Source organism: Paenibacillus sp. FSL R10-2796 (assembly GCF_037965315.1).
In the GTDB taxonomy this organism is placed as follows: Bacteria; Bacillota; Bacilli; order Paenibacillales; family Paenibacillaceae; genus Paenibacillus_AQ; species Paenibacillus_AQ odorifer.
Map to the genome: position 1 here is coordinate 3809690 of NZ_CP150178.1, position 25575 is coordinate 3835264.

General features: G+C 39.6%; 22 protein-coding genes. 6 read left to right on the top strand and 16 right to left on the bottom strand.

Going from position 1 to position 25575, the window contains the following annotated elements:
* Positions 1-258: 258 nt before the first annotated feature.
* Positions 259-828 carry an MFS transporter gene (locus tag NST58_RS17190; protein WP_076126599.1) on the bottom strand — a complete coding sequence of 190 codons (570 nt, stop codon included), beginning with the start codon at positions 826-828 and terminating at the stop codon, positions 259-261.
* Between the two features lie 134 nt (positions 829-962).
* On the bottom strand, positions 963-1886 hold the full coding sequence (locus NST58_RS17195) for a 2-dehydropantoate 2-reductase N-terminal domain-containing protein (RefSeq protein WP_076126600.1): 924 nt from the start codon (positions 1884-1886) through the stop codon (positions 963-965).
* A 148-nt stretch (positions 1887-2034) separates the two neighbouring features.
* Between NST58_RS17195 and NST58_RS17200 the strand changes: the two genes are divergently transcribed.
* Positions 2035-2586 (top strand): TetR/AcrR family transcriptional regulator, encoded by a 552-nt coding sequence (locus NST58_RS17200; RefSeq protein ID WP_076126602.1) that lies wholly within the window; start codon positions 2035-2037, stop codon positions 2584-2586.
* A 408-nt stretch (positions 2587-2994) separates the two neighbouring features.
* Complete coding sequence (locus NST58_RS17205; protein ID WP_076106729.1) at positions 2995-3228, top strand: transcriptional regulator; 234 nt, start codon at positions 2995-2997, stop codon at positions 3226-3228.
* Positions 3229-3345: 117 nt separating this feature from the next.
* Here NST58_RS17205 and NST58_RS17210 read toward each other — a convergent pair whose 3' ends face one another.
* Positions 3346-3492 (bottom strand): hypothetical protein, encoded by a 147-nt coding sequence (locus tag NST58_RS17210; RefSeq protein ID WP_179086259.1) that lies wholly within the window; start codon positions 3490-3492, stop codon positions 3346-3348.
* 194 nt (positions 3493-3686) lie between these two features.
* Positions 3687-4007 (bottom strand): hypothetical protein, encoded by a 321-nt coding sequence (locus tag NST58_RS17215; RefSeq protein ID WP_143762384.1) that lies wholly within the window; start codon positions 4005-4007, stop codon positions 3687-3689.
* Positions 4008-4238: 231 nt separating this feature from the next.
* Here NST58_RS17215 and NST58_RS17220 point away from each other — a divergent pair, with 231 nt between their 5' ends.
* Complete coding sequence (locus NST58_RS17220; RefSeq protein WP_076126604.1) at positions 4239-4685, top strand: hypothetical protein; 447 nt, start codon at positions 4239-4241, stop codon at positions 4683-4685.
* 791 nt (positions 4686-5476) lie between these two features.
* Here the strand turns inward: NST58_RS17220 and NST58_RS17225 are convergent.
* On the bottom strand, positions 5477-6520 hold the full coding sequence (locus NST58_RS17225; RefSeq protein ID WP_305953553.1) for a hypothetical protein: 1044 nt from the start codon (positions 6518-6520) through the stop codon (positions 5477-5479).
* A gap of 3432 nt (positions 6521-9952) precedes the next feature.
* Here NST58_RS17225 and NST58_RS17230 point away from each other — a divergent pair.
* The 3 genes from NST58_RS17230 (at position 9953) to NST58_RS17240 (ending at position 13736) form a co-directional block, all read left to right on the top strand.
* Entirely contained in the window at positions 9953-10630 is a 678-nt protein-coding gene (locus tag NST58_RS17230; protein WP_076126794.1) for a response regulator transcription factor, read from the top strand.
* A gap of 69 nt (positions 10631-10699) precedes the next feature.
* Complete coding sequence (locus tag NST58_RS17235; protein ID WP_076126608.1) at positions 10700-12445, top strand: DUF885 domain-containing protein; 1746 nt, start codon at positions 10700-10702, stop codon at positions 12443-12445.
* A 19-nt stretch (positions 12446-12464) separates the two neighbouring features.
* Positions 12465-13736, top strand: coding sequence for a HAMP domain-containing sensor histidine kinase (locus tag NST58_RS17240; protein ID WP_339243623.1), 1272 nt, complete (start codon positions 12465-12467; stop codon positions 13734-13736).
* A 1119-nt stretch (positions 13737-14855) separates the two neighbouring features.
* Here the strand turns inward: NST58_RS17240 and NST58_RS17245 are convergent.
* The 11 genes from NST58_RS17245 to NST58_RS17295 form a co-directional block, all read right to left on the bottom strand.
* Positions 14856-15383, bottom strand: coding sequence for a putative immunity protein (locus tag NST58_RS17245; protein ID WP_081383441.1), 528 nt, complete (start codon positions 15381-15383; stop codon positions 14856-14858).
* A gap of 15 nt (positions 15384-15398) precedes the next feature.
* Positions 15399-17276 (bottom strand): asparagine synthase (glutamine-hydrolyzing), encoded by a 1878-nt coding sequence (gene asnB / locus NST58_RS17250; RefSeq protein ID WP_076126622.1) that lies wholly within the window; start codon positions 17274-17276, stop codon positions 15399-15401.
* 147 nt (positions 17277-17423) lie between these two features.
* Positions 17424-18362, bottom strand: a complete 939-nt coding sequence (locus tag NST58_RS17255; RefSeq protein ID WP_076126624.1) for an alpha/beta hydrolase — start codon at positions 18360-18362, stop codon at positions 17424-17426.
* A gap of 278 nt (positions 18363-18640) precedes the next feature.
* Positions 18641-18853: a DUF896 domain-containing protein gene (locus NST58_RS17260; protein ID WP_036676956.1), complete on the bottom strand. Its 213-nt coding sequence runs from the start codon at positions 18851-18853 to the stop codon at positions 18641-18643.
* Positions 18854-18915: 62 nt separating this feature from the next.
* Positions 18916-19332 carry a MarR family transcriptional regulator gene (locus NST58_RS17265; RefSeq protein ID WP_248548678.1) on the bottom strand — a complete coding sequence of 139 codons (417 nt, stop codon included), beginning with the start codon at positions 19330-19332 and terminating at the stop codon, positions 18916-18918.
* Between the two features lie 189 nt (positions 19333-19521).
* Positions 19522-20616 (bottom strand): HAMP domain-containing sensor histidine kinase, encoded by a 1095-nt coding sequence (locus tag NST58_RS17270; RefSeq protein WP_036676951.1) that lies wholly within the window; start codon positions 20614-20616, stop codon positions 19522-19524.
* Positions 20617-20697: 81 nt separating this feature from the next.
* Complete coding sequence (locus NST58_RS17275; protein WP_076184854.1) at positions 20698-21336, bottom strand: ABC-2 transporter permease; 639 nt, start codon at positions 21334-21336, stop codon at positions 20698-20700.
* 645 nt (positions 21337-21981) lie between these two features.
* On the bottom strand, positions 21982-22851 hold the full coding sequence (locus tag NST58_RS17280; protein WP_076126629.1) for an ABC transporter ATP-binding protein: 870 nt from the start codon (positions 22849-22851) through the stop codon (positions 21982-21984).
* Positions 22848-23228, bottom strand: coding sequence for a GntR family transcriptional regulator (locus NST58_RS17285; RefSeq protein WP_076126630.1), 381 nt, complete (start codon positions 23226-23228; stop codon positions 22848-22850). Before NST58_RS17285 ends, NST58_RS17280 begins: the two co-directional genes overlap by 4 nt.
* 156 nt (positions 23229-23384) lie before the next feature.
* Positions 23385-24062, bottom strand: a complete 678-nt coding sequence (locus NST58_RS17290) for a succinylglutamate desuccinylase/aspartoacylase family protein (protein ID WP_076126632.1) — start codon at positions 24060-24062, stop codon at positions 23385-23387.
* Positions 24063-24242: 180 nt separating this feature from the next.
* Positions 24243-25541, bottom strand: coding sequence for an alpha-glucosidase/alpha-galactosidase (locus NST58_RS17295; protein ID WP_076303657.1), 1299 nt, complete (start codon positions 25539-25541; stop codon positions 24243-24245).
* Positions 25542-25575 lie beyond the last annotated feature (34 nt).

The following is a 25575-nucleotide window of genomic DNA, read 5'->3' on the forward strand; positions in this document are numbered from 1 at the left end:
CTTGAATCAAATTATAAACTGATTTTTAACAAATGTAAAGTATACTTATACTTCGTTACATAATACATTTATGTTTACCTGGACTACTTTTATTTAACAAAAGCCAGAATGCAGAAAAAACCTGACGAAATTCATGATTCCGCCTGGTTCACATATCGATCTAATGTAATTTATGTTTTTTGTGGTGCAAATCGATGAATGATTGCCACGATCGTGCAAGAACAATTCACAGTCAATAGCAGACGGATCGCAATCGGATTACTTAACGGATCTGGGATGGACGAAATCCATGCCTTTTAGCACACCAGGCAACAAACAGAGCAAGAAGGTATTGATAGGCATCACGATACCCACACCTTGCTTCCCCGCAGCCTGAGCAAGTGCTGTCTGCAACAATGTTGCCGCACCACCGAATGTCAGCCCCCACAGCGCAACAAAAATGAAGATAATAGTACCATGCTCACTCCAAAGTCCTAGTACAAGAGATATCAGAGCAAATCCGGTAAGACTGATGAGAACCAACGGACGCAACCAACGATCAATGAAAATCCCAATCACCCAGATTCCCACCAGTGCCATAATTCCAAAAACAAGCAGAACCTGTCCGAGATAGGGTTCAAGCCCCATATCATCCAGGAAAGGAGAGATATAGGTATACAAAATATTATGAGCCAGCATCCAGGCAAGAACCACAACCAAGATAGGAATCACCCCAGGTGTGAGTAAAACTTTGAATAATGAAATGCGTTTATCAGCCGACTGTCCCGGATAATAAAGCAGCGACAGTCCAAGACTTGATAAATAAAGTCTTGGACTGCCGCTGTTCAATTATCATTTCCCGGTAGTTTATTCAAGGATGCTACGAAAAAACTATATATTTAGATTTTCATATTCAGATTAATGCCTGATTGAAGGATTTAATGAAAATAAATTAAAAAATACCATACTATTTTAACAAAAAATTACGGAACATGTATTTCCGATTTGATATCATGTTGACTTAAAAATTTCATTAAATCATTACTCAGCTGTACAATCTCATTGTTAGCATTATTCGCATAATCCGGCAACATCATATCCCTAACCATCTTAGTTCGTAGCCATGTCATAAAGAAGAGATCCAAAAATAAGTTTGGAAATTTAAGCACCATTTTAAGTATTGGAGGATCAATTAAAACGCCCGCTTTTTGTATTTCCCTAAGATACGCTTTTAAAGTGACTGTTATTTTGCGTGCCGTCTTTCTGGTTCTGGCTGTTTTTTTGTCAATAATCTTATTCTCAGAATGCAAAAAACTCAACATGGCAATATCTGATACGGAATGTGTGATTAGATACGCTTGCATATCCTTTTTAATAACGTAGGGAAGCTTTGCTGTTTTAAATAGTTTTGCGAGGTTTTCTATGCGTTCTGTCGCTACACCATTAATTTCTCCAAATGCAGTTGCCGCTATAAACTTTGGTAGAAATCGAGCATGCAATACCCCATCTTTAATCTGTCCGCCGAAGCCGGGAAAAGCTGGTAAAAGTCTATCCCCTACGATATCCAGCCACGAAGAAAATCCATTTGAATTACTAGTCATCGTAACTATATTTTTGCTTTGATTATCTTTTAGCGCTAACAACGCTGCTTCGGACCGATCATAACGAACGGTAACGAAAATAAAATCGTATACATCGTCATTTTCGAGCGTATCCATGACATTCACTTGTATCGATCTAACTGTACCTTTTTCTATATACTGCAGGCCATTTTCTCTTAATGATTTATATCTATTCGAATGTGCAAACAGGCTAACGTCAAACCCTGCTTCAATAAGCTTAATTGCGTACATGCTCCCGATGACACCTGCACCAAAAATTAAAATTCTATCTTGTTTTGCTGACATATAAACCACCCCTACTTATTAATATTCCCTTTGGATTATCCGACAACGTGTTGTATGATGTGATTATAAATCTTCATTATTCCTTGATCAACCATCAGTTTTTTATGATTTGTCGGATGGTATTCTTATTCACCAGTAGGAGGGAAACATGAAAAAGCAACCCCAAATAACGGAGAAAACAAAACAAAAGTTTGTAGAAGTTTTTTGTGAGTTATATAGCCAAAAGCCGATTGAGAAAATTTCGATTCAGGAAATTTCGAATAAGTCAGGATATAACCGCAGCACCTTTTATCAATACTTTACTGACATTTACGAATTGTTAGACTCTGTTGAAAATGACTTATTAAATGACATGAAAAAAGAATTGGCGAATAAAGAGTTATCGATGGATACGGTTCAAGATACACTCTATTGTCTGGACAAAAAAGAACATCTCCTGGTTCTCAACGCCCTTTTGGGTGATTATGGAAGTGCCCGTTTTTTAAAACGCTTAAAAAAAGAAATCGCTTTGGATCAATTAGAATTAGACGTTCCGCAAAACCAATCCTTAACGCCATACTTCATTGAGTTTTACCTGACAACTGCTCTTTCTTTGTTTCGTCTTTGGCTCCAGCGTCAAAAGGATTTATCGTCAGAAGAATTTTTCAAGTTAGTGGAGAACCTATATTCAAGAGGGATTACGCCCTATTTTAAAGAATGAGTCTGTCATTCAAACCAAATCCATATGTTCTATAACAATAAAAAAGCGCGCATAAGCTTGTTTACACAATATACTCCATAAAAACTGACCTAACTTACTCTTAAGGTGGACGATGTTATAGACCAAGAGATGGGGCGTTATTGCTTATATATGTACGGAGTGAGAGATATGAACATCATTAATCAATATAGCAATGAGGATTTAGCAGATTTTCTACACAGTGCTATTATGCATCATTAATCTCAATTGTGAACAGGAAAATTGGGCTGATAATAGGAAAACCACAGATTGAACTAACGGGAAACATGGGGAACTTCATCGTTATAGGACCCTTAATGAAGTATATTCATGCTGGCAATGGACAACGCTTAAGGTTAAGTATTATCTTATGCGGGAGGTCATCACTTCTTGAAATTTGAACTAGGACGTTGCTTACTGAATGAACGATTGATGGAATCCGGGAAGTCAGCGGAATGGCTGGCAAAAGACTTGCTTTTTAAACCGGAACGAGTTTACGACTTTATTGAAAACAAAAGAGTGATGCCACTCAAAATTGCCATATCGATCGCCGATTCCATCGGTTGTGATGTTCGTGCCTTGTATGAATTAATTCCGAATGATAATGAAGTAAAGGGAGATTAATGGAATAAGTGGTAGGTTGCATTAAGACTACGAATGTGATCCATTAAGCTAAGATAATGGGAAACGATAGCTCTATCAAAATAAGAAGGCAGCCGGTCAAATGATCGGCTGCCTTTGTTAAAATAACGGGCAGTTTAGATTACTCATGATGAGGATGACGAGAATCACAATTGGCGGAACAGCTTGAGCCAGATCCATGACGACAGCCTTGGGATTGAAGAATTTAAAATCCATGATGCTGCTCGGCATACGCGTGTAGCGCATCCAGCTTTCTTCCCAAAAGCAGGTCGAGTTTGGTTTCGCCTCGAATATCGTGAATACCGGTGTTGTAAGTGTGTTCCTTTTTAATTGCAAAGTATCAGTTCCGTCTGGTCTTTCGCTTGATGCCATGCTTGCTTGAGCAAATGATGCTTCTTGCATTCTGGCACGATGTGTTGCCGTGGAGACCAGTGCCTAGTTTACGGACTGCAAACGAAAAACAAGACTGTATTGTTCCTTGGAGCCAACACACGAATAAGACCAAACAAAACCAATATTGCACCGCGAACAGGCCAAGCGTGCAAAAAACACTTTTTACCAAAGATGCTGAAATGACGAATCTTGCTCGACGTATTACGGCCATCTCGCTTTATAACTTCTTCGGAGTGGCATAGAGGACAGGCCTGTTTGTAGGCTACCAGTGAGGCTTCCAAATGTACTTCTGTTTCATGGATCGAGACAACGCTATGATGTTGTAGTTCTGGTAATCCAAGCAGTTCGTTAATATACTGGATGGGCATCTGTCATAGCCTTTTCGTGTTGTTTGGTTGGACTTACAACATTACAAGATTTGCAGATGTTTTTCCATTTCTATCCTCGGTTTTACTCCGTTTTAATTTTCAACCGCAAAATTTGATTTTGAGCCTCAATTAATTGTGTAATTTGAGTGAACTCCCATCGTTTTTGTTACCGAAATATGTATATGGGCATATAACTAATTCTATAATTTAAAAGTCGAAAGGATGATAAACTTGTCTAGAAATTTAACTACACCAGATGGAACTACAGTATTTCCCTTTATAGCTCCTCAAGTTATTAGTGACCAAATTACACAAGGTAGAGTGGGGCACTACTATAAATCTTCAATTCCTGGGTTTGGATTAGTAACTTGGCAACTTGTAAGTTTCACGGTGCCAGCACCTGGAGCTGATATTGGATCAGGTACAATCTCAATGAATATTATCAATCCCGATGGTACAATGAGTTTTACTCAAGTAAGTAACCAAGATATAGTTGGGTTGCAATATATCGGTCCAGTATTGCCTGTTACCCCACCGCCACCTCCTGTTACACAACCTAAGCCCGTATGGTGTTCTTCAGCACCTTGGCATCCGGCTTGCTGGCGCGCTGAAGGCCCCTATCAGTATTATAGAGGCTATGATACGTACTGGGTACCTGTTCATATTCCTAAGAATTAATGTTGTCATCAATATCTTTAGAGGGAGTAACACTTCGATTTAACCACTGATTACAAAAAGAGAAAGTAGTAACATGTGATGTTAGTTTCTAGCTTCAAACTCCATTAAAGATTTCGGCTAGTGATAATATGTATTCTCGTAAATCAAGTTATTTCATATAAAAAAACAAGCAACCTACAGTTGATTTTTATGTAGGTTGCTTGTTTTGATTTCTAGTCCTCTAGGTTGTATTATCAGAGTTCGCATTTTATACTCTTTTCCCGGCCTTTGAATTCATCTTTTATTAGCCAAGTGACGGTTTAATCACCTTACCTAACTCACTCACTTTTTCGGGTAACTTTTTATGCATGGTTTATCAAATTTGAATTTGGGGGCTCCTTTTTTGATGCCAAAGTGTTTCTCAACTTAGATCTACTATTTGTTCCATTTATAAGCGTTAGTGTGAAATTATAAAAATTGATCTCATCGAATCCGACAAAAATTTGTGAGTGCCACCAACACGAGTGGAAGTGTTGGATGAGTACAATACGCGTTTAATGGTTCTGTAATATAAGGAATAAATGGCTCAATCAGAAAAAATGAAAAGATACTGTCCCGTGTAAAAGGAACAGTACCTTGCCTTTACGTTTGGCTTTGCTTCTAAGCGATTGAGATTTATTGTCATTTGGTGCTCGCCTACTTTTTCGTAGGATAATCTATCTTATGAAAAAAAAAAAAAAAAAAATGACTTTACGTAACGTTCATCCAACTTATTGAACGTGACAGGAAGATGTCGTTACGCGGGCATGTTCTTATCTCGACTTTGCTTGGATTATCTTAAGCCTGGATAGTTCTTTCGCTGTGAGGCGCCGGGTATAGGCAGCATTGCCGTTATGCGTATCGACTATCTTGATTCGGCCCGCACTCTGACCCGCTGGACGTGCCACACGGACTCGGAGTGCACTTAATGCCCAATCGATGGGAAAGGCAACCGAAGTCTTTCCATCCGTTGTTCCGGCATAATTTACAGCGGCCGCATAGTTATCTGAACTTCTCAGCCAGACTGAGCCCGAGTCGCCGGGAAGTGATATAGGTGTATTGCTCAGAATAATTGATTGATTGAGGAAGGTAAGCACGCCGATATCCGAACCATAATCTACTTGTACATCCGTATTTACCGAATCTACTTTTCCTCTGGTCAGTCCAGATGTCCGTCCTACTTTTTTGAAGCGTTCGCCTACACGGTAGGAGGTGACATGACCGGGAATAGTGCCTATCGTTGCATACTGTGGGCTGACAATGCTGTTGCTTAGCGGACGGGACAAGGCTGCATCAACCCGGTTTGAACCGCTGGTAGTCAGGGTAATAAACTGCGATAAATACCCGACACGGTTCCTTGGTGTCCTGCTTTCATCCGATCCGCCGGGCTGCAGTGTTTCTGCGCGATTGCGGGAGTTGGTCGGGTTGGTGAGCACATGGTTATTGCTGAATAAATACTGTTGATTGCCCCTGCTTACAATTAAGCCTACGGTTCCTGATCCGCCTGTGGTACCGATACTGTATCCTGCGATTACCGGACGAATCCGGTCCATGTAACTTGCGTTGCTGCGGATTTTTTGGGTTTTCACTACTCGTATCGGGACTTTTACAGTCTTGCCTCTAATTTGTGAGGAGAGCTTCGAACCAAAGCCTAGCGTCGTGCTGCTGACCGCATTAGCATAGAGGATCACGGCTGCGCCCTTTTTAGGATGTTTGGGATCATAGTATCCGACTCCGATCCCATGAATTCTCCGGTTCTTAAGTACTGTTTTCGAAATGTTATTCTTGATCACAAGAGCTTCAGCAAAAGAGGCCACTATTCATCACCTAATCTCATTAGAATAAGATAGTATATTAACCATGCGCACAAAAGGAATGGGCACTAATCATTGCATTTATGTGATAATGGTGAAATTGGTTAATAAAGATTGACGACAGTTATATCTGTCCAGCCATTATCTCCTCTTTAATTTAAGCTGTGAGCGATTTGTCGAAATACTGCTTATATGAGCGACATAGTTCTAAACGTGCTAATAGCCGGCCATTTAACTGAAAAAACCTTCATATACGTCAAGAGAGGCCGAACCGATGCAAAGCTTGAATGCTGGAGACGAGGATGCCTAAGGCACGGAAAAGGGAATAAAATAAGGGGTTAGAGTGGAAAGGATGCCTGATTACATCTTGTGAAGTCAATATTTCAGCATATTGGTCTTACTTTTGGTACGAGGCACTACGTACACGTAATGTTTTCGATCATTTAAACCACCATCATGAAACTGTACAGAAGATATATAGTGAAAGAAGTTGGGATATCGATATTTGGCTGACATCTTGGAAATTTACATCCATGATTTTGTTGAATCGAAAAGATATATACTCGATTTCTACAAAAATCTGATAAATAAAATATTGCTGTTGCTGAAGTTGTTTTAATCAACTATTTTAAGCCCCATATAATAAAGATTTCAAAAAAATATTTCAGTCATCGGAACATGAGTATAAAGAATGTTATGTATTAGATCTCGATTATGTAATTGTGGAGTTTGATACAACTGGTTTAGGTTTTAGGATCAAGAGTCAAGTGTTCGAAATAAGTAAAGAATATTTGTTAAATATACATTTGATTCGTAATCATCAAACCTAGCCCACCTGTAGCCCTTAAGCAAATAGTAGGTCCCACCAGTTCCATTTCCGATAAGCCAAAATTGGATTTGAGCAGCAGATATTTAAACATCCGCACCGGATCAACTACGGTTCGCCCGTTATCGTGGCAATAGTTTTGTTCAATTCTTAATATACAAAGCTAAAATAATTCGTTCATTTGACGCAGCAGGTGATCGTTAGGAATCAAAATATGGTTAAGCTTTGCAAACGGGCTCAATATAGAAACTCTGCTGCTCAGGGAGCATCAAAACCACCAGCCTTTAATTGGATACTTTAAAAAAGAAAAAAAAGAGACATTCCTCATAAAAATGAGAAATTGTCTCTTTTGGGGGGCGTAGGACTTTTTAAGTGACCTCTTTCTAGATGAGGTAAATGTTATTGTTGTTACTACTTAGCAAGTTAAGCGTGAATATTTGTGACTCTCCTTTAATCTGCCATTAATAAAATTAAATCACTTGAATTAGCACGGTGTCATTCGAAGACGACAAGTTCCTCCTGAACCAGAGCATCTAAAAGATACAGTTTGTGCAGTGGCAGGAACTTGATAAGTCGCTAGTGTGCCACCAGGATTTAAAGAGATCTCTGATCCAGGAATAATAAACCTTCCATCATCTGCAACCAGTGTAAATGTACAGCTACCAATATTTGAAATGGCTTTTAATTTTGGTGCAGGCCCCCCAAATCTTTTCACAAGAGTGAAGTTTCCACCACAAGCACCTATCAGGTCCACTGTATTTTCACTTATAGTCGATCTAACTCTGGATAACTTTGGTGCGCGAGTAATGGGAGCTCGTTTTCGTTTACCATTTGTACGAGTACTTGTAATTCTCTTAACTTTCTTAGAACAATTACATGACATATGTTATCACCTCGTAGTTTTAGTCTAGATTATACGTAACTCACCTTAACAAAAAGAAGTCCTTAGTATACATCTTCCACCTGTACCAGATTGACAACGGAATAAAATCTGATGTGGAGGAAATGCGTTAGGACCAAAAACATACCTAGCTAGTACATTGCCTGGTTGTAGCGTGTACTCCGAATTTTGAATTACATTTCCATTACGATCTACCGCGAGTAGTGTGAATGCACAATTTCCTACGTTACGAATTGTGTTAAACTCAGCAGAAAGTCCATTAGTTCTAGCTAAAATCAAGAGCTGACCACAATTTCCTGAAAAATCAAAAGTCTCACTCAGTTCTGTAGATCGAACCTTTCTTTTTCTTGGGACTCTAATTTCAGAAAGATTGATTTTTTTTAGGCGAACTGTTTTACTTTTGGTTGTTTTTCTGCATTTACATGACATTGAACTTACCTCCTTACACAAGATAAGACAGTATATTAAGGGGAGAGACAATACGTATGATCTATTATCCAATTTTTATAAAATATACCTTAGCCCTGTGATTGAAATAACATTTCAAGTTGAATTATATGGAGGAAGTATCTTTTAGAGAAAGATCATTTTTATAGTATAAGTACAAGAAGTAATGATGCAGCTTTAAATGGAGGAAGTTCAGGTTTTGAAATGATGACCAGTGCAATTCAAAGTTAAGTGAAAGAATACTCCAATCTATAATTAGACAGAACAAGGAGAAGGGGATTAGTAAAAATATTCTATTATGGATTCACGATCAGTGGTTGCGAGTTTCTCTATACTATTTTTCTGCAACTGTTTAAATTATTCAGAGTCAAGGTTAACGCAAAAATCTAATATTAGATGGATAGAAGTTCTTGAGTTAACAAAATCTAAATTCAAAATTGCTTTTAAGCTAGTAGAATCAATGACAAAAATTAAAGTGGATGTTTTATACAAGAAATAGAATAGTGCTGATTCAGACTTTAAAAAGTATAAGTGACCTAAGGAGTACATGGATTCGTTTATAAAAAAACATGACAGATAAATTCAAAATCAAAAAATATTTGTAGTTAACGAATGAAACAGCAACCGTTCTTTGACCGGTTGCTGTTTCATTAGAAGGAGGAACTTTCGGCAATGGGACCAAGTTCTTGTGCGACAATGTCGAAGGACAAGGACTTGGTACTATTGCCGATTTGAAAACCATTAAAATACATAATCATGTACAATAATCAATAAGTAATTATACACCATCAGACCTTATCCATATCAGTTGAAGCCGCTAGTAAACAATGAAGAGAAAGCTATAACTGCGTTACATCAAAATTGAGGCCCAAACAATTCAACAAGAAAAACATTCTTCCTATCTTTAAACAATACTGTAGTGCCCAACTATACTAAGTTTGTATCCAGGTTAAAAAACCTCAAGCCCAATAATGCTGAGTTGAAAGAAATACATAACTACTATCTGACAGGGGCAAAACTCCAGCTGGAAGGGTTCATTAGTAAATACTTCAAATAAATAGTTTAATAAAAAGAACCCAAAGTACTTTAAGGGTTCTTTTTTAATGGTTGACACGAACTTTGCTACATTCCCGATATGATTTCATCTACTGCAGAAAGTTAAAAGATGCCATTGTTCTTAAGCTGACGGGCAGGCAATATGGTACTATTTAGGAGGAACTGAGATGTCTAACCCCATATTTGTTCATTCATGGAGGGACTTATGAAGCTGTTGATCGTAGAGGACGATATTGGAATATCGCACACAATTGCAAGAGTTATGCAGGATGAAGGGCATAAGGTTACGGAGTGTCATAACGGAGAAGAGGGCTTGCATCACGCATTGTACGGCGAGTTCGATTTAATTATTTTGGATATTATGCTGCCTAAGGTTGATGGATTTACGTTCATCCAAGAGCTGAGGAAGCAAAGAGTGGATACCCCGATTCTTTGTCTGACGGCAAAAGACGGATTGAACGACCGGGTAAAGGGGTTAACGATCGGAGCGGACGATTATGTGGTGAAGCCATTCGAAATTCCAGAGCTGATTGTCAGAGCTAAAGTGCTGTTGCGCCGTTATGGCAAGGTTAATCAAGAAGAGCAGATTAGCTACGGCCCGATTGCTATTCAAGTTCGAAATCGAGCAATAACGGTCGCAGGAGAAGAGCTGACTTTAACAGAAAAGGAATGTGAGCTGCTTGAGTACCTGCTCATGAATAAAGAGCAGATCGTGACGAAAGAGCAAATCTATAACCGAATTTGGGGACTGGATTCGGAAGCGGGGATTGGCATCGTCGAGCTCTATGTCCATTATCTTCGAAAGAAGCTGTCTTCATGGCATGCCGATCAATATATCCAAACCGTAAGAGGTTTGGGCTACATACTCAGAATAAACAAGTAGTTTTTCAAAGGGAAATCAAAGGTTCATCTTATATATTCTTCTTATACTCTATAAAGGAGAGATTGATGAATGAACCTTGTAAGACAGATGTTTAAGAACACCCGATTGACTATTTTATTAGCTGTGGTACTTCTCGTATTGCTGATTGCAGGCGGTTTGTTTGGGCAGACCCAACATCAGCCAGAGAGTTTAGACGGATTGATTCAGAAGATGGCGGTAGATACGCTTAAGAATGACCCTGAGACACAGCTTTATTTTGACGTGAAAAATGTGGAGGGAATCCGATGGGATCCCACTAAGCTTACGGACCTGTCGGATGCCGATTACGAATTATTAAACGATAAGAGAAATGACTTGTTAAAAAAATTGAATAACTATGATGCTGCTATGCTTTCCCCGGAAGACAAACTCACCTACGATATCCTAAAATGGGACCTAAGCGCGGCGCAGCAGGTATATAAATATTGGGATTTGAACACGAATGACTACCTTTCCCTAACCAATTTTCCGCCGTATTTCGCGAACAACTATCCGATTCGCAGCCAAGCAGATGCAAAGAATTATATCGTTGCGCTGAACGGTTTTTCAGATAAAGTCGCACATGTCATTAATAGAATTCAAGACAGACGGGAGAAAGGTATTGTCCCTGCTTCTGAATTTCTTAAGGAAATGCTTACGAGTTACAGCAAATTGCAGAATACGAAACCGGAAGAAACGATTCTGTACAGTTTGTATGCAGAGAAATTAACCGAGTTAAAACTCGATCCCTCCGAAGAGGAAACGCTGAAAAAAACGTTAGCGCAAACCCTAACCGATCATGTACTGGCTTCTTACGGCAAACTTGCCGATGTGATCAAGAATGATCTTATGAAGCAAGCATCCGTGAACCAAGGAATCTGGAATCAGCCGGGCGGCAGCGAATATTATTCTGCAAGGCTCAAACTTACTACGGGTACTGACCTTAGTCCTCAGAAAATTCACGAGATCGCTAAACGCAAGGTAGAAGAGATCGAGAAGGAGCTAAGAAGCGGGGCTTCGGGTCACGCACAAACTACATCTGCAGCCAGATTCCTAACTGGAGATAAATTGCTGCAAGCGTTAAACAGTAGTTTGTCGGATGCCACGCCCTACTTGTCCGATTGGTTTGAAGAGGAGCTTATCCCGGACCATCCCGTGGATGTGCGGGCGTATTCGGCTCTTTTCGCATCGGCTGGTGGAATGTATATCCCCTTATCTATAAATGGTGATAGGAGCGGGAGATTTGTCATTCCACTCGAAAATCCGACCTCCGAAGAAATAGTTAAATTGCTTGCCTTGCATGAGGGTATTCCAGGACATCACTTTCAATTCTCGATTCAATATGATCAACCATCCATTCCATTAATCCGCAAAATAACGATGACGGCTGGATACGTAGAGGGATGGGCGGTCTATATGGAAAGCTTATGCGCGGAGAAGGGGTTGCTTGATCGGAATATGGTACTAAACCGTTTGCTGGGCAATTCCATGGGTACCGTGATAGATACGGGTATCCATGGGCTGAAGTGGACAAGAGAACAAGCTAATGAGTATCTGGTTAGGGTTACCGGAACGGGGAACGATGCTTTGATCGACAGTGTCATTGCCTATCCTGGACTTAACGAAAACTATGCGATCGGATCGGAGCAATTCCAATCCCTTCGGGAGAAGGCGGAAAGCGAACTCGGGGATCGCTTCGATATCAAGGCATTTCATTCCGTTCTTCTTCGAAACGGGAATATGCCATTTCCAATATTGGAACAGCAAGTGAATCAATACATCAAATCCGCCAAATAAAAGGAGAGCAAACCCCGGTATGATTAAACGCACGTTAGTACGAATGACGATATGGAACAGCACGGTTGTATTTTGCTTGCTCGTCACACTGGGGGGAGGATTATATGGGTTGGCACATTATCGGATCTATTCCGATATTGACCGTCATCTGGTGTTTAATATTGACCACTTGCAACAAATTTCTCTAAGTAACGGGGAGCAAGTACTTAACATTGATTCGAAGGAACCGGAACGTTTTATGATGTCATTTTATTGGGATTCCAACGATGCATTGATTCAAAGCGTATATTATAAAGTACCATATATCGAATTGAGTTCGATGCTTCGGGAAAAACAAAACCACATGCGGCCCGAGTCGATACTCGTGGGTAAGAAAACCTATCGATTCGTGAGCAGACCCTATCAGGGTAAATTGCCAATAGTCGAGAAACTGTCGAACATTCCTTTGAAAACAATTCAGATATTTACGGAAATTTCCGCCGAGGTGTATTATTTGAACCGGTTATTATGGTGTATTAGTATTGGAATCGGTGTCGGCGCGTTATTATCTATCATCGCAGGTTACGCTTTGGCTAGACGGGCGCTCATACCAATTCAGAAGGCTTGGGATAAGCAGCAGCAATTCGTTGCAGATGCCTCTCACGAGTTGAGAAGTCCGCTCTCGGTCGTCCGAGGGCAAACACAAATATTGTTACGCCATCCCGATCATACGATCGAGGAAGAAAGCGCTCCAATTTCAGCCATTCTGAAAGAAACCAAAAGAATGAGCAACATGGTAGACGGCCTACTTCTTCTGGCAAGAGGTGATTCACATGAGGAGGTTATCTCATGCACACCTGTTCGTATTGACGTGATCATTAAAGAGATCGCCAAAAAAATGGAGCCAATAATGGATTACAAGCAGTTGCGGGTACAGCTTCATGTCGAAGGCTCGGAATTGCTCATGAATGGAGATGAGAATCGTCTCATACAGTTGTTCATGATTTTGTTGGACAATGCCATTAAATTTACGCAGGTGGATGGGCAAATCGATCTTGAGTGTCTTAGGCAGGGGAAATCAGTTCTTGTAACCGTCAAGGATAACGGAGTGGGTATTTCGGAACATGAATTACCACTCGTATTTAATCGCTTTTATAAGGGAGATTCCTCTAGAAGTAGAGGGGATCATGGAGCAGGTCTAGGGCTATCGATCGCACGTTGGATCGTCGATCAACATCAAGGTACTGTCCACATTAGCAGCGGGGTAGGGTGTGGTACGACAGTTATGATTCGTTTTCCGGTGATTAGTTAAAAATAATAGTACTCTTCAAAAGAGACTTACAATTGTTGTCGGGACTTTTGGGTTTGGGGATATCTATAGAACGCAGCAAAGTTCTTTATTATCCATTATTTTCTAAAAAGGGAAACTAGTACATACTGTGCAATAAGCGAAGAAGATTATCTGGCTTCGCTACCGGTTATTAGCGCATATAAACAAAGAGTGATTATCGCTCAATGTTTAACTTGGATGTGATGCCTTGTACGAATTTCAAAAAAACCGTTGAATCAGCTCAACGGTTTTTTTGAATGCATTTGTGTGTCGTCCTATAAGTGGTTGATGAAACTCTGAGCAATTGATATGGCCAGTCGAAATCGCAAGGCTCTAATTAATGATGTGGTTATTGCTCGGAATTCGGAAGAGGAAGTGATAAATAGATCAAATAATATAAACCCCTAGATTGTGACCATAATCTATTGTAAGAGGACAAGAACATAGACCTATTGGATTCCGCGCTAGGCGCGGCTTTTTTGTTTTATCGGTACAAGTTCTTGTCCTTTGCTTAGGACAAGAACTTGTACCGATTGCCGAAAATGGACAAGAACATGGTACTATTGACGATTTGGCGAATATCTAATTCGGATATTTATGTCATTCAGCAATGGCCCCAACATTACTCTTAGAAGAAGTTTAAACGCTATTGTTATGGTAATACTAGCGCTGGTCGAATCTGGTAGCGAGCCGAGCCAAGAGATTCATATAGAACTATGTATAATCTAAGTAGAACGCATCTTAGTGACATATGTACAAAATACGGGTTTTGTGAGGAAGTAGTGTATAAATTAAAGGAACCAACCAATTTGATCCAAATTATTGCCAATTTACTGTCTATTAATGATTATCTAATCAATGTTCAAACCTGTTCAAAATAACTGCCCTTTCCTTAGCAATTGATTCTTATTTAGTAATCGTATTATCTAAAACGAGTATTAAGCTTTAAAGCTCATCAAGTCACGCATAAAACTTTAAGTACTAATAATGTTTTTATTGTTTGCATTAGATTACATAACTCTCGATTATAAAAAGTTAATTATTACCAGTATTTAACTTTTATAATCATCCTCATACATGTTCATCTTTAAAGCTTTAATTTCAAAGCAACTCTTCAGCTATCCTTAATTGTCTTTCCCGTTCTTTAGTAGCTGCCTCTGCAACTGAAGAATGATCTGATATGTAATTCACCAGTTTTACTGCATAGTCACTGCAAACCATAGCGTGTCCTCGCATATGTCCAGTTGCAATGGCTTGTGCAAAAGAACGGGCAGCATACTTACTAGCCTCGGTTGTGGACTCTTTGGCTAATTCATTGACAATAAATCCAACTTTTCTTAAGTCAAAGGCTCTAATCTCACCAGTTATACGCTTTTCTAGCGTTTCTATACCTAAATCAATCCGCGGGTCATTTACAAGCTGCTGGACCAGATGATCCAGGTGCTCAACTGCTACTTTCAAAGCCCATTTGGCCAGAAACTTCTGCGGCAGCTCTTCAAGCGTTTCTTCAAGCCGATTTCTTAATTCATGGTTATCTACAATCTTTATCTTTGGACTAGTATAAGTAAACATGTTAGTTTCTCTTAATTGCTGTTCATGTTTATTCCATGCATATTCCTCAATATTCAACGAATCACTCCCCCATTACAACACGGCACTATTTAATTGCTTCAGATCTTCTTTTATAAAAAGAGTGTACCATACTGAAAAAATGTAAATTATCCATATTCTACGCGAATAGTCGCCTTTATTACTCCGATGCTGGGTAAACATCTCTTCGATGATATTCATATTGAATATTTCTTCAATGCCACTATAGCGTATTTGTTCGAACATTATATCTGAAATTGGAGTTTTGAGCCAATCACGAATGGGTACGGGAAATCCTAGTTTCGGGCGATTCACAATTGCTTCCGGAACGATTCCTTCCATAGCTTTACGCAAAGCAAGTTTTGTTGTTTTTTGCCCAATCCGATTGGACACAGGTATTTTACTAGCCGTTTCGAAAACCTCTTTATCTAAAAACGGGACTCTTAATTCTAATGAATGTGCCATGGACAGCTTATCTGCTTTTGATAAAATGTCTCCAGGTAACCAAAAATTCAGATCAATAAACTGCATTCTTGTCGTAGGGTCTAGGTGAGCTGTCTTATCATAAAAAGGCTTAACGATATCCATGGGATGTAAAAAGCTATTCTGAGCGTGTACCGATTCGTGAAGCAAGTTCATTTTACCGCTTTTGTTAAAAATATTAGCATTTCCGAAAAAACGCTCTTCTAAAGGTGTCAGACCCCGAAGTAAATAATTTTTGCCATAAAAATGATAGGGATATACAGATAATGATTTTCGTAACGAATCCTTTATGAAGTTAGGCATCCAGGTTATCGGTCTTAATGCATTTGGCTCTCTATAGATTCTATACCCTCCGAATAATTCGTCAGCGCCTTCCCCTGATAGGACCACCGTGACATGTTCTTTTGCAAGCTGGTTTAGATGATAGAGTGCAATAGCGGAAGGATCTGCAACAGGCTCATCTAGATGCCAGACCGTTTTCGGGATACTTTCAAAAAAATCTTTTTGCGATAAAATGTGAAAATAATGATCTGTCCCCAGTTTGGCTGCCGTTTGATTTGCGATGATTGTTTCATTGTTCAGCCCTTCAAATCCAATCGAAAAGGTTTTTGTTGATTCTTCTGCTCTCATCATTGCAGCTATTGCGGTGGAGTCAATTCCACTGGACAAAAAACATCCTCTATCCACATCACTTTGTAAATGAAGGTTTACAGACTCTTTCAATTTCCACTGAATTTCTTCGGCATAGTCTGCTAAAGATCGTTCTACCGGTTGAAAATGGGGTTCCCAATATTTCTCGATCTTCATTTCACCATCCGAGTTAACAAATAATCGCTCCGCAGGTCCTAATTTATGAATGTGTTCAAACATCGTATCAGGATGCGGGACATACTGAAAAGTTAAGTAGCTGAATAAACTTTGATATTGAAGCTTTCTGGGTACCCCTTGCACTGCAAGTATGCTTTTAATTTCCGAAGCAAATAAAAGATTATTTTCGTCTTTGTAATAATAAAAAGGTTTGATCCCGAAATGATCTCTGGCAGCAAAAAGAGATTGTTCCTTAAGATCCCAAATCGCAAAACTAAACATTCCACGTAAATGATGGACACAGTCCTTGCCGTATTCCTCAAATAAATGCACAATGACCTCTGTATCTGATTGCGTCTGAAAGTGATGTCCTTTTAGCTTTAACTGATTTCGTAGTGTTTTATAATTATAGATTTCACCATTAAAAACAATCCAAAGGGTACGATCTTCATTCGTCATCGGTTGATTACCATCACGTAAATCAATTACAGACAATCTGCGAAAACCAAGTCCAATGTGAGAATCGAGCCATACTCCCTCATGATTGGGACCTCGGTGATTCATAACCCCTGTCATTTGTTTTAAGGTTTCTTCATGTGGTGGCTGTCCATTATATTTTAATATTCCTGCTATTCCGCACATACTATGGTAGTCCTTCCTATAATAAAGATTAGGATATAGAGTGCCCATAATTGCTTTGATAAATTTATCATTTTTTTCTAAAGGATTCACTTATTTGAAAATACAAAAAAAGAAAAGCCTGTATTAGCAGGCTTTTCTCATTCATTCTTACTTTATCTCTCCCATAAAACTTCTAAAGTTCTCGACGATATCTTTGGATCGGGTATGGTGCAAATAATGCTCCCCATCAAGCAACATCAATTTCCCGTGTAAGGAGTCTTTAATCTGTTCTTTATGCAGGGATTCCCAGCCTGGAACATCCGTATTTTCTTTCACTAGGAAGAAAATAACAGGAAGATCTTTTGGGAAATTTAATGTTTCCGTGGCTTTGAAATTACTTTTAAAATGCTCTGCTTCGCTGATGATATTTGGATTCATCATGTTTTTAAGTGAAATCATTCTATTTTGTTCTTTAGTTTCCTCATCATCACTTGGTGTAACGATTTGGGCTGGATTGAGCTTTACCAGCAATCTCATAAATCCTGAGTTTTTAAGCAGCTTATAGGTTCCTGATGGAAATTCTTCATCGTTGCCCCCTTGTGTGGGTACGCTGCTGTCGATGCCTACGAATGCACTAACTTCGTTTTCGTATTTGTTCACATAGTCCAGTCCGTAAATTCCCGCTATAGAATGTCCCATCAGAATATAACGATCTATCTTTAATTCTTGTAAGGCTTCATGAAGCTCACTCACGATATTGTCGACCGTTCGTTCTTTTGTGGTGACATCGCTTAGTCCATAACCAAACGGCTCAACTACTACAACTTTATAGAAAGGAGTCAGTTCATCTACAAGTGGTTTGAAATCAATTACGGGTGATGCGGTTCCAAACCCTGGGAGTAACACGACTGTTTCCTTGCCTTGCCCTTGTATGGTAACATTCATCTTTTTCCCGTCGACAGGTACAAGCTGACCATAGGGTTCTATTTTTCCTTTCTCCACTTTATTGCTGATCACATTGACTGTAAAAACGATGACCAGAAAAAGTGCTAGGAGTATGACTATAGCGACTATTACTTTAAGTAAAATTAATAATGTTTTTTTCATACTTTCATTTCCTTCCTTGATGTTTCTTTTAGTTTCTCCAACTTCTGCACCCCTTCATGTTATCCCTTATCTTTTGTCTATTTCATTCTAACAATCCAGTCTTAGATCCTGTGTAACGCAAGTTTAATTGATTCTTAACTTTCAACAGCTCCTAATGATAACGAATTAAGCTTCTGTTAAGATTTATATAACAAAAAACACCTCTAGATATCCGTCGATCAGCCATAGGCTAATCTAACGTTATCTAAAGGTGTAGTTTCCACTTATTAGTTCATTGATTATTTACGCGCTGCACGAAGCTTCTCAGGGGTTACGTCATTTCCATCCGGATCTAAAATTGTCACTCCAGAAAGACTGTTACGAACTTGTCCACGAATTTCACGCAGATAGTCTTCACGCAATGCGATCTGTTCAACCCATTCGCCTTGTGTCAAGCCTACTTCACGTTCTTTCTTAGCTAATTCATTGATGCGAGTCAAACTTGTAATCATCTATGTTCCTCTTTTCTTAGTTTTAATTAGCTTACTAACGGTTATGGCGATTAGTTCCAGATTCAAGCTAAATTATCGGCCATTTGTTTCATAAGTCTTCTTAATAATAAACGTTCTTCAGGTATAATTCCGGCTAGTAATTTATCCAGCTGTTTGTTCCAGATCTGTTCCACAGGTTCGCAGAGATTACGTCCGGCTGGGGTTAGATACACTCGGCTAACTCTGCCATCTTCAGAATCTCTTTTTCGAACAACAAACCCATGATTTTCAAGAGATTTCACCATATTTGTTATGGTTGGAGGCTCACAATTCAAGCGTTCACTTAGCTGTATTTGTGTCATTCCATCTGTTCTCCATAACCGGCATAATAACTGTTCTTGACCCACATGAAGATTAAGTTCTCTAAGCAGTTCTGCATAATCTCTACGCATTTCCGCTGATATTCTATCCAGTAGTTCCCTTATCTCATCTTCTATCACAGATATTTCCTCCGTACTGCCTTACAAATTACTTAGCAAGCTAATAATATCACGATTTATTAAAAATTTCAAATAAATGTCCGGTAACGTTCATCCTTTCTGCTGACCAAACCATTAAAAAAGGAGTAAAACCACAAGATCACATAGATCTCGGTTTTACTCCTGCTTAGTCGACACTTGACTTCGTTCTCAATTATTTTGTGGAAGCCGTACTTCAAACATCGTCCGCACTACACTGCTTTGTGCAGAAACTGTTCCAGCATGTTGTTCCACAATGTTTTTAGTGATAAATAAGCCCAGTCCCGTACTCCCTGTGGGATGCGTTCGCGCTCGATCCCCGGTGTAGAACATATCAAAAATACGCGGCAGCTCTTCCGGATCAATACAATCTCCATAGTTAATGATCTCAATAACGACTTCGTTTTCCTCTAAATACCCATGAATATCAATAAATTGACCGTCGCTTCCATATCGCGCTGCGTTGGTGAGGAGATTCTCAAATACACGTGCCAGCAGCTCACCGTCACCCTCTATCTTCAGAGGTTGGGTTACATCTAAGCGGGAAGTAAGACCATTTTTCTCAAAAACGGGATATAACTCTTCATTTAACTGCAAAAGAAGCTCACTCAGGTCGATCGAGGTTTTTTCAAGCGTAAGCTTACCATAGTTCATTCTTGTGATTTCAAATAGCTCATCAATTAATTTTTCCAAACGTTGAGATTTAGTATAAGCAATCGTTGTATAATGTCTGGTCTGTTCTGGCGTTAATTCATTGTCCTTCAGGATAAAATCCAAATAACCTATAACGGAGGTAAGTGGTGTACGCAGATCATGTGCCAGATTTAATACAAGTTGATCTTTACTGCTCTCCGCAAAGTCGCCCCGCTCGATAGCTTCCTGAAGATGGTCAATAGCCAGATTGATATCATGGCCAATAAGGCCGAATTCATCTTTAGATGGGATATCCACCCGCTCCGAGAAATCACCCGATGCCAGCTGATGGATCCCTTTCGAGATTTCCTTGAAATAATTTGCATATGGTTTAGTAAATATAAAAAAGAATAAGATGGCCAAAGGAATGAAGATAATCAAAAACGCATTAACATCACCGATATCCCGCATCAAGTAGCGAACTTTAGTCAATGGATTTTCTAATAAGACCTCTGATCGATAATATCTCTGCAGAATTTTATAGATTGAAAAGGTAATTCCACCGGATACAAGCATACTGGCCATCAGCAGCATAATCATTTTTGTGCGAAAGCTATAGATCATTTTAGGCATTGGTTATATACCCTTCCCCTACTATTTATCTTTGTAGTGACAATGGTATATGAATTCATTCAAAATCTCAAATCCTTCGAATCAAAGATCTTTCCGCACAAAAATCCGCAGAGAAATGATATATGAACAGCTAAGCAAGAATACATAAGCCAGACCTAGGATTATAAAGGGAATGACCGTACCTTTCACTCCAAAACTCAACCATCTGTTCACATCAGGTATCCACTGGATCAAAAAGCTAAACACGTTCGGTCCAAACATAACAATCATCATAAAAACAAGATTAACCACTTGCGCTCCCTTTGCCCCTAACCAGTAATGAATCGGTAAATAAAGCATCGCAAGGAGAGGGAAAATGGATAACGTAATACCAACCTCTTGCCAAAAATGAGGGGTTACGGCTTTACCTGTTACAATAATCAGGAGATAAGTAAAGGACGTGGCTGCCAGCCCAACAAGCGCATACGGAAGGATCGAAAAATATTTGGCACGGACAAGCTCTTGTCTCCTTACAGGGAGATTAACGAGAAACCGTTGCGTCATCTGCTGAGTATCCATTGAGCAGGAGCTTATCAATAACAGCATGGGTGGCATTACCGTAAATAAACTGAAGCTATGATAGTTCGAGTAAGCTATAAAAATAAAAAAGGGGATTAGCAGCATCAGAAATTTACGCAGAAGAATGAAGTCTTTTTGAATTAAAAAAAATGATTTATACACTTTACGTCCTCCTTAGCTTATAACTCTTCCTTGCTAAACAATCGTAGTGAAATCCTATAAGAGCAGTACAATATGGAGAGATAAACAATCCCTATCAAACCAATCGACAACAGATGATCCTGCAGCTTTATGTCGGTAATTGTTAAGAAAAAGGATGAATTTGAGAGTGAAGATCCAGTGTTCAGGGTGGTAATCGTTATTACTACATTAAAAAGGATATTGAAGTAATAGTTTTTGGAACCAAGCCAATAATGAATCGGCAGATAAATAGACGCAGCCAAAGGAATCATAAGTAACGTTAAAGATACCCCTATCCAATAAAACGGGCTAATGGAATATCCAAATGAAAAGGAAATTAGTAACAAAGCTAAAGAGCAAACCAAACCGATGAAACAATAAGGAATAAGTGATAAGTATTTAGCCAAGATAATCTCTTGCCGTCTTACTGGTAACCCTATCACAAACTTTGTGTTGTTATTCTGTGCATCCATAGAACAGGAGTATACGAGCAACAGTAAAGATTGAAAAGTAGCAAACATGCTGGAGTTATCCAGTTGAACATATGCGATGAACAAGATACTCAAGAGAAATATAGGGATAAAATTCCGCAGGAGAATAAAATCTTTTCGAATCAGCAACAAGAGATTAAACATACAAAGCGTTTCCCTTTACCGTAAAATACATGATTTCTTCCAGAGTAGGCGTTTCGCATATGGCATGACCTCTAAAGAAGTGTTCCCCCTCAGAGCGATTGTTCAGAAGACCCTCGAAACCAACTTCCGTCTCTCTAAGCCCGATGAACCATTTTCGTACATCCCGATCAAGCAACTCTTTATTGCCTTTTACCAGCATATATTTGTTGGCTAGAGATTCTTTCATTTCATTAAATACTAGGTGCCCTTCGTTCACAAAAACAATATAGTCCGCGATCCGGTCCAAATCAGTCGTATTATGCGTTGAAAAAAGAATAGACTTCTTCTCATCCTGGATATGCTCACTAAGCAAATCAAGCAACTCTCTTCGGAATATAGGATCAAGTCCTGCAGTAGGTTCATCCATAATAAGCAGATCTGCACCATGTGATAAGGCAATGGCGAGCGAATACTTCATTTTCATTCCTTTGGAGAGCTCCTTAATCTTTTTCCGCGGGGAAAGCTTGAACATCTCTATGTATTTCCTATACGTTTCTTGATCCCAACGACTATAAAAAGGAGCAATAATCTTACTCATCTGATCGATGGTTAATTGATCGTAAAAGTAATTTTCATCGGAGACATAGCCAATCCGATCCTTATTCTCTGCTTCATGGATAGACATCTCTTGGTCAAAAATCTTGACGCTGCCATGATCAGGAAACACCATCCCCATCATCATTTTTATTAATGTTGTTTTCCCTGCCCCATTCGGTCCAATTAGCCCCGTGATATACCCTTCTTTGATACCGAACGTAAGTTCGCATAGGCTAAAATGGCCATATTTTTTAGATATTTGGTCCAATTGAATGACTTCTTTCATTCTGTCTCCTCCTCATAAAGCAATTTCAACATCTCACTAAACTCAGCAAAATTAATCCCCAGCATTTTACTCTCGTCGATAATCTCCTTCATTTTGTTCTCCATAATCCGTAGCCGTTGTTCCCGAATAAACTCCTGATCTGCACCAGAAACAAAGGAACCTTTCCCCACAATTGAATTGATAAGCCCTTCTCTCTCCAGTTCTTCATAGGCTCGTTTCGTTGTAATTACGCTAATCTGCAGCTCTTTGGCTAATAGCCGGATAGAAGGTAATGGGGTGCCAGACACTAACTCTCCTTGCAGAATCATCTGGCGGATCTGGCTGACAATCTGTGCATAGATGGGTTCACCGGAAGTGTTGGATATCAATATGTTCATGTAATCGTGCCCTCACTCCTAGTTTATGTGTTATCAATGTATATATGTAATATATACACTATACCCATTGTTGTCAATTACCTTTCTTGTATCGGCAAAAAAGCTGATTCCTAGGATCTAAGAACCAGCTAACACAGTTATCAGATATTTTCTCTATCACAATAATCCCGCACTTTTTAAAAAACGGCTAACAATATCTATCTGATAGCGAATCCGTAGCTCACGATCAAGGCTCCAGCAGGTTTCCACAGTAAATGCTTTAGCCCCTAATATACGGGTAACGGCTGCCCTTGAGGAGCCGGGGCGCTCCCGTAAACGGATATTAAAATGATAAGCGGTTTTGGGAATCGTTCGATTAATGCCTTTGATGACACGTTTTGCTGTACCTGTTCCTCGGCTTCCCGGAGTGACGATGATCGACTGGCCAAGTCGCTTCGGATTTTTTTGTGACAACCCATTTGCTTCATGAAGATCCAGAAACCAGGTGGGACGATATCTTAGTACTAGCTGTAGCAAAGCTGAAGCTAATGGATGTTTTGCCGCCGTTTTGCTAGAACGTGGAAAGGTGCGATTTAAATCGGGTACACCTCTGATCCGTTTGCGGTAAGCTTTTTGATTCATTAGAGGTACTACAATGATCGTGCCCCGGTGTATATACAACCTTCTCTGGTTAAAATGTTCTACAATGATCTGTGCGGCACGAATACTTCCTGTCTCATTCCCATGTATCCCCGACACCACCATAAAGACAGGACCAGGAAGCTCACCTCTAATCACATAATAAGGAGTAGCATAAGCTGTGGACGATGCTAAGGTATAGCTTTCAACGATCATAAAGGATCACCTCCACATTTAGATAATCCATATATGTGTATTCCGATGTCTCCCAGTTGTCCTAGACAGATAAGCAAGAAGAAACGACGTGGTCTTTTTTAAAGATAGCATTCGGTTTTCGTAGAAATACAATCAAAAAAAGCCTGATTTCTCAGGCTTCCTTAGTCCTAACTAGTTAATTTATTTATACGCCGGGAGCCAGTTTCCATGGGCTGTGATCAGCTCGTCGCACATATTTGTAATGTCATCCATCGACAATTCAGCTGCTGTATGTGGATCGAGCATTGCGGCGTGATAGATATGCTCTTTCTTATGGGTAATCGCTGCTTCGATCGTTAACAACTGTGTATTAATGTTTGTACGATTCAGTGCGGCGCACTGTGGAGGCAGATCTCCCACGTAGGTCGGAGTTACTCCGCTTCTATCTACTAAACAAGGGACCTCTACACATGCTTCTTTTGGCAAATTAGTGATAAGACCTGTATTCATAACATTGCCACCTATTTTGAAAGGCACATTAGTTTCGATAGCTTCCATAATATAAGACGCATATTCATGCGAACGTTCATGTTTAAGTTCTTTGTTATTAACCAATTCTTCACGCATTTGTTGCCAACGTTCAATTTGATCTACACAGCGGCGTGGATACTCGTCGAGTGGAATTTGAAACCGTTCGATAAGCTCTGGGTAATTACGTTTGATAAAATAAGGATGATACTCTGCGTTATGTTCCGAAGATTCCGTAATGTAGTAACCGAATTTAAGCATCATTTCATAACGGACCATGTCTCCGTGATGTTCTTGTTGCTTCTCAGCGGCACGGCGTTTAATTTCCGGATACAAATCCTCGCCGTCTTTAGTAACCTCCAATAACCAAGCCATATGGTTAATCCCAGCGATCTTAGCCTGAACACCTGTCTGATCCATACCCAGATGCTCGAACAAGCCCGGAATACAATGCTGCACACTATGACATAATCCCACCGTCTTTACACCGCCATAGGTATTCATCACATTGGTCAGAACTGCCATAGGATTCGTATAGTTCATAAAGAGTGCGTCCGGACAAACCTCCCGTACATCCGCAGCAAAGTCCAGCATCACTGGAATAGTACGCAGGTTACGGAAAATCCCACCTATGCCAACTGTGTCCGCAATCGTTTGCCGCAAGCCATATTTCTTCGGAATTTCAAAATCTGTGATGGTGCAAGGATCGTAACCTCCCACTTGGATTGCATTAATGACATATTTAGCTCCACGCAAAGCTTCTTTACGATCCGTATAGGATTTCACAACACAAGTGCTGCCGCTGCTCTCTTTTATATTATTTAGCATATTCTCGGAATCTTTCAGGCGTTGTAGATCAATATCATACAGGGCAAGTTCAAACCCTTGCAGGGCTGGCGTTCTCATACAATCTCCCAACACGTTTTTGGCAAATACGGTGCTACCCGCTCCGATAAATGTAATTTTAGACATGTGAAATATTCCTCCTTATAGGTGAGGTGAACGG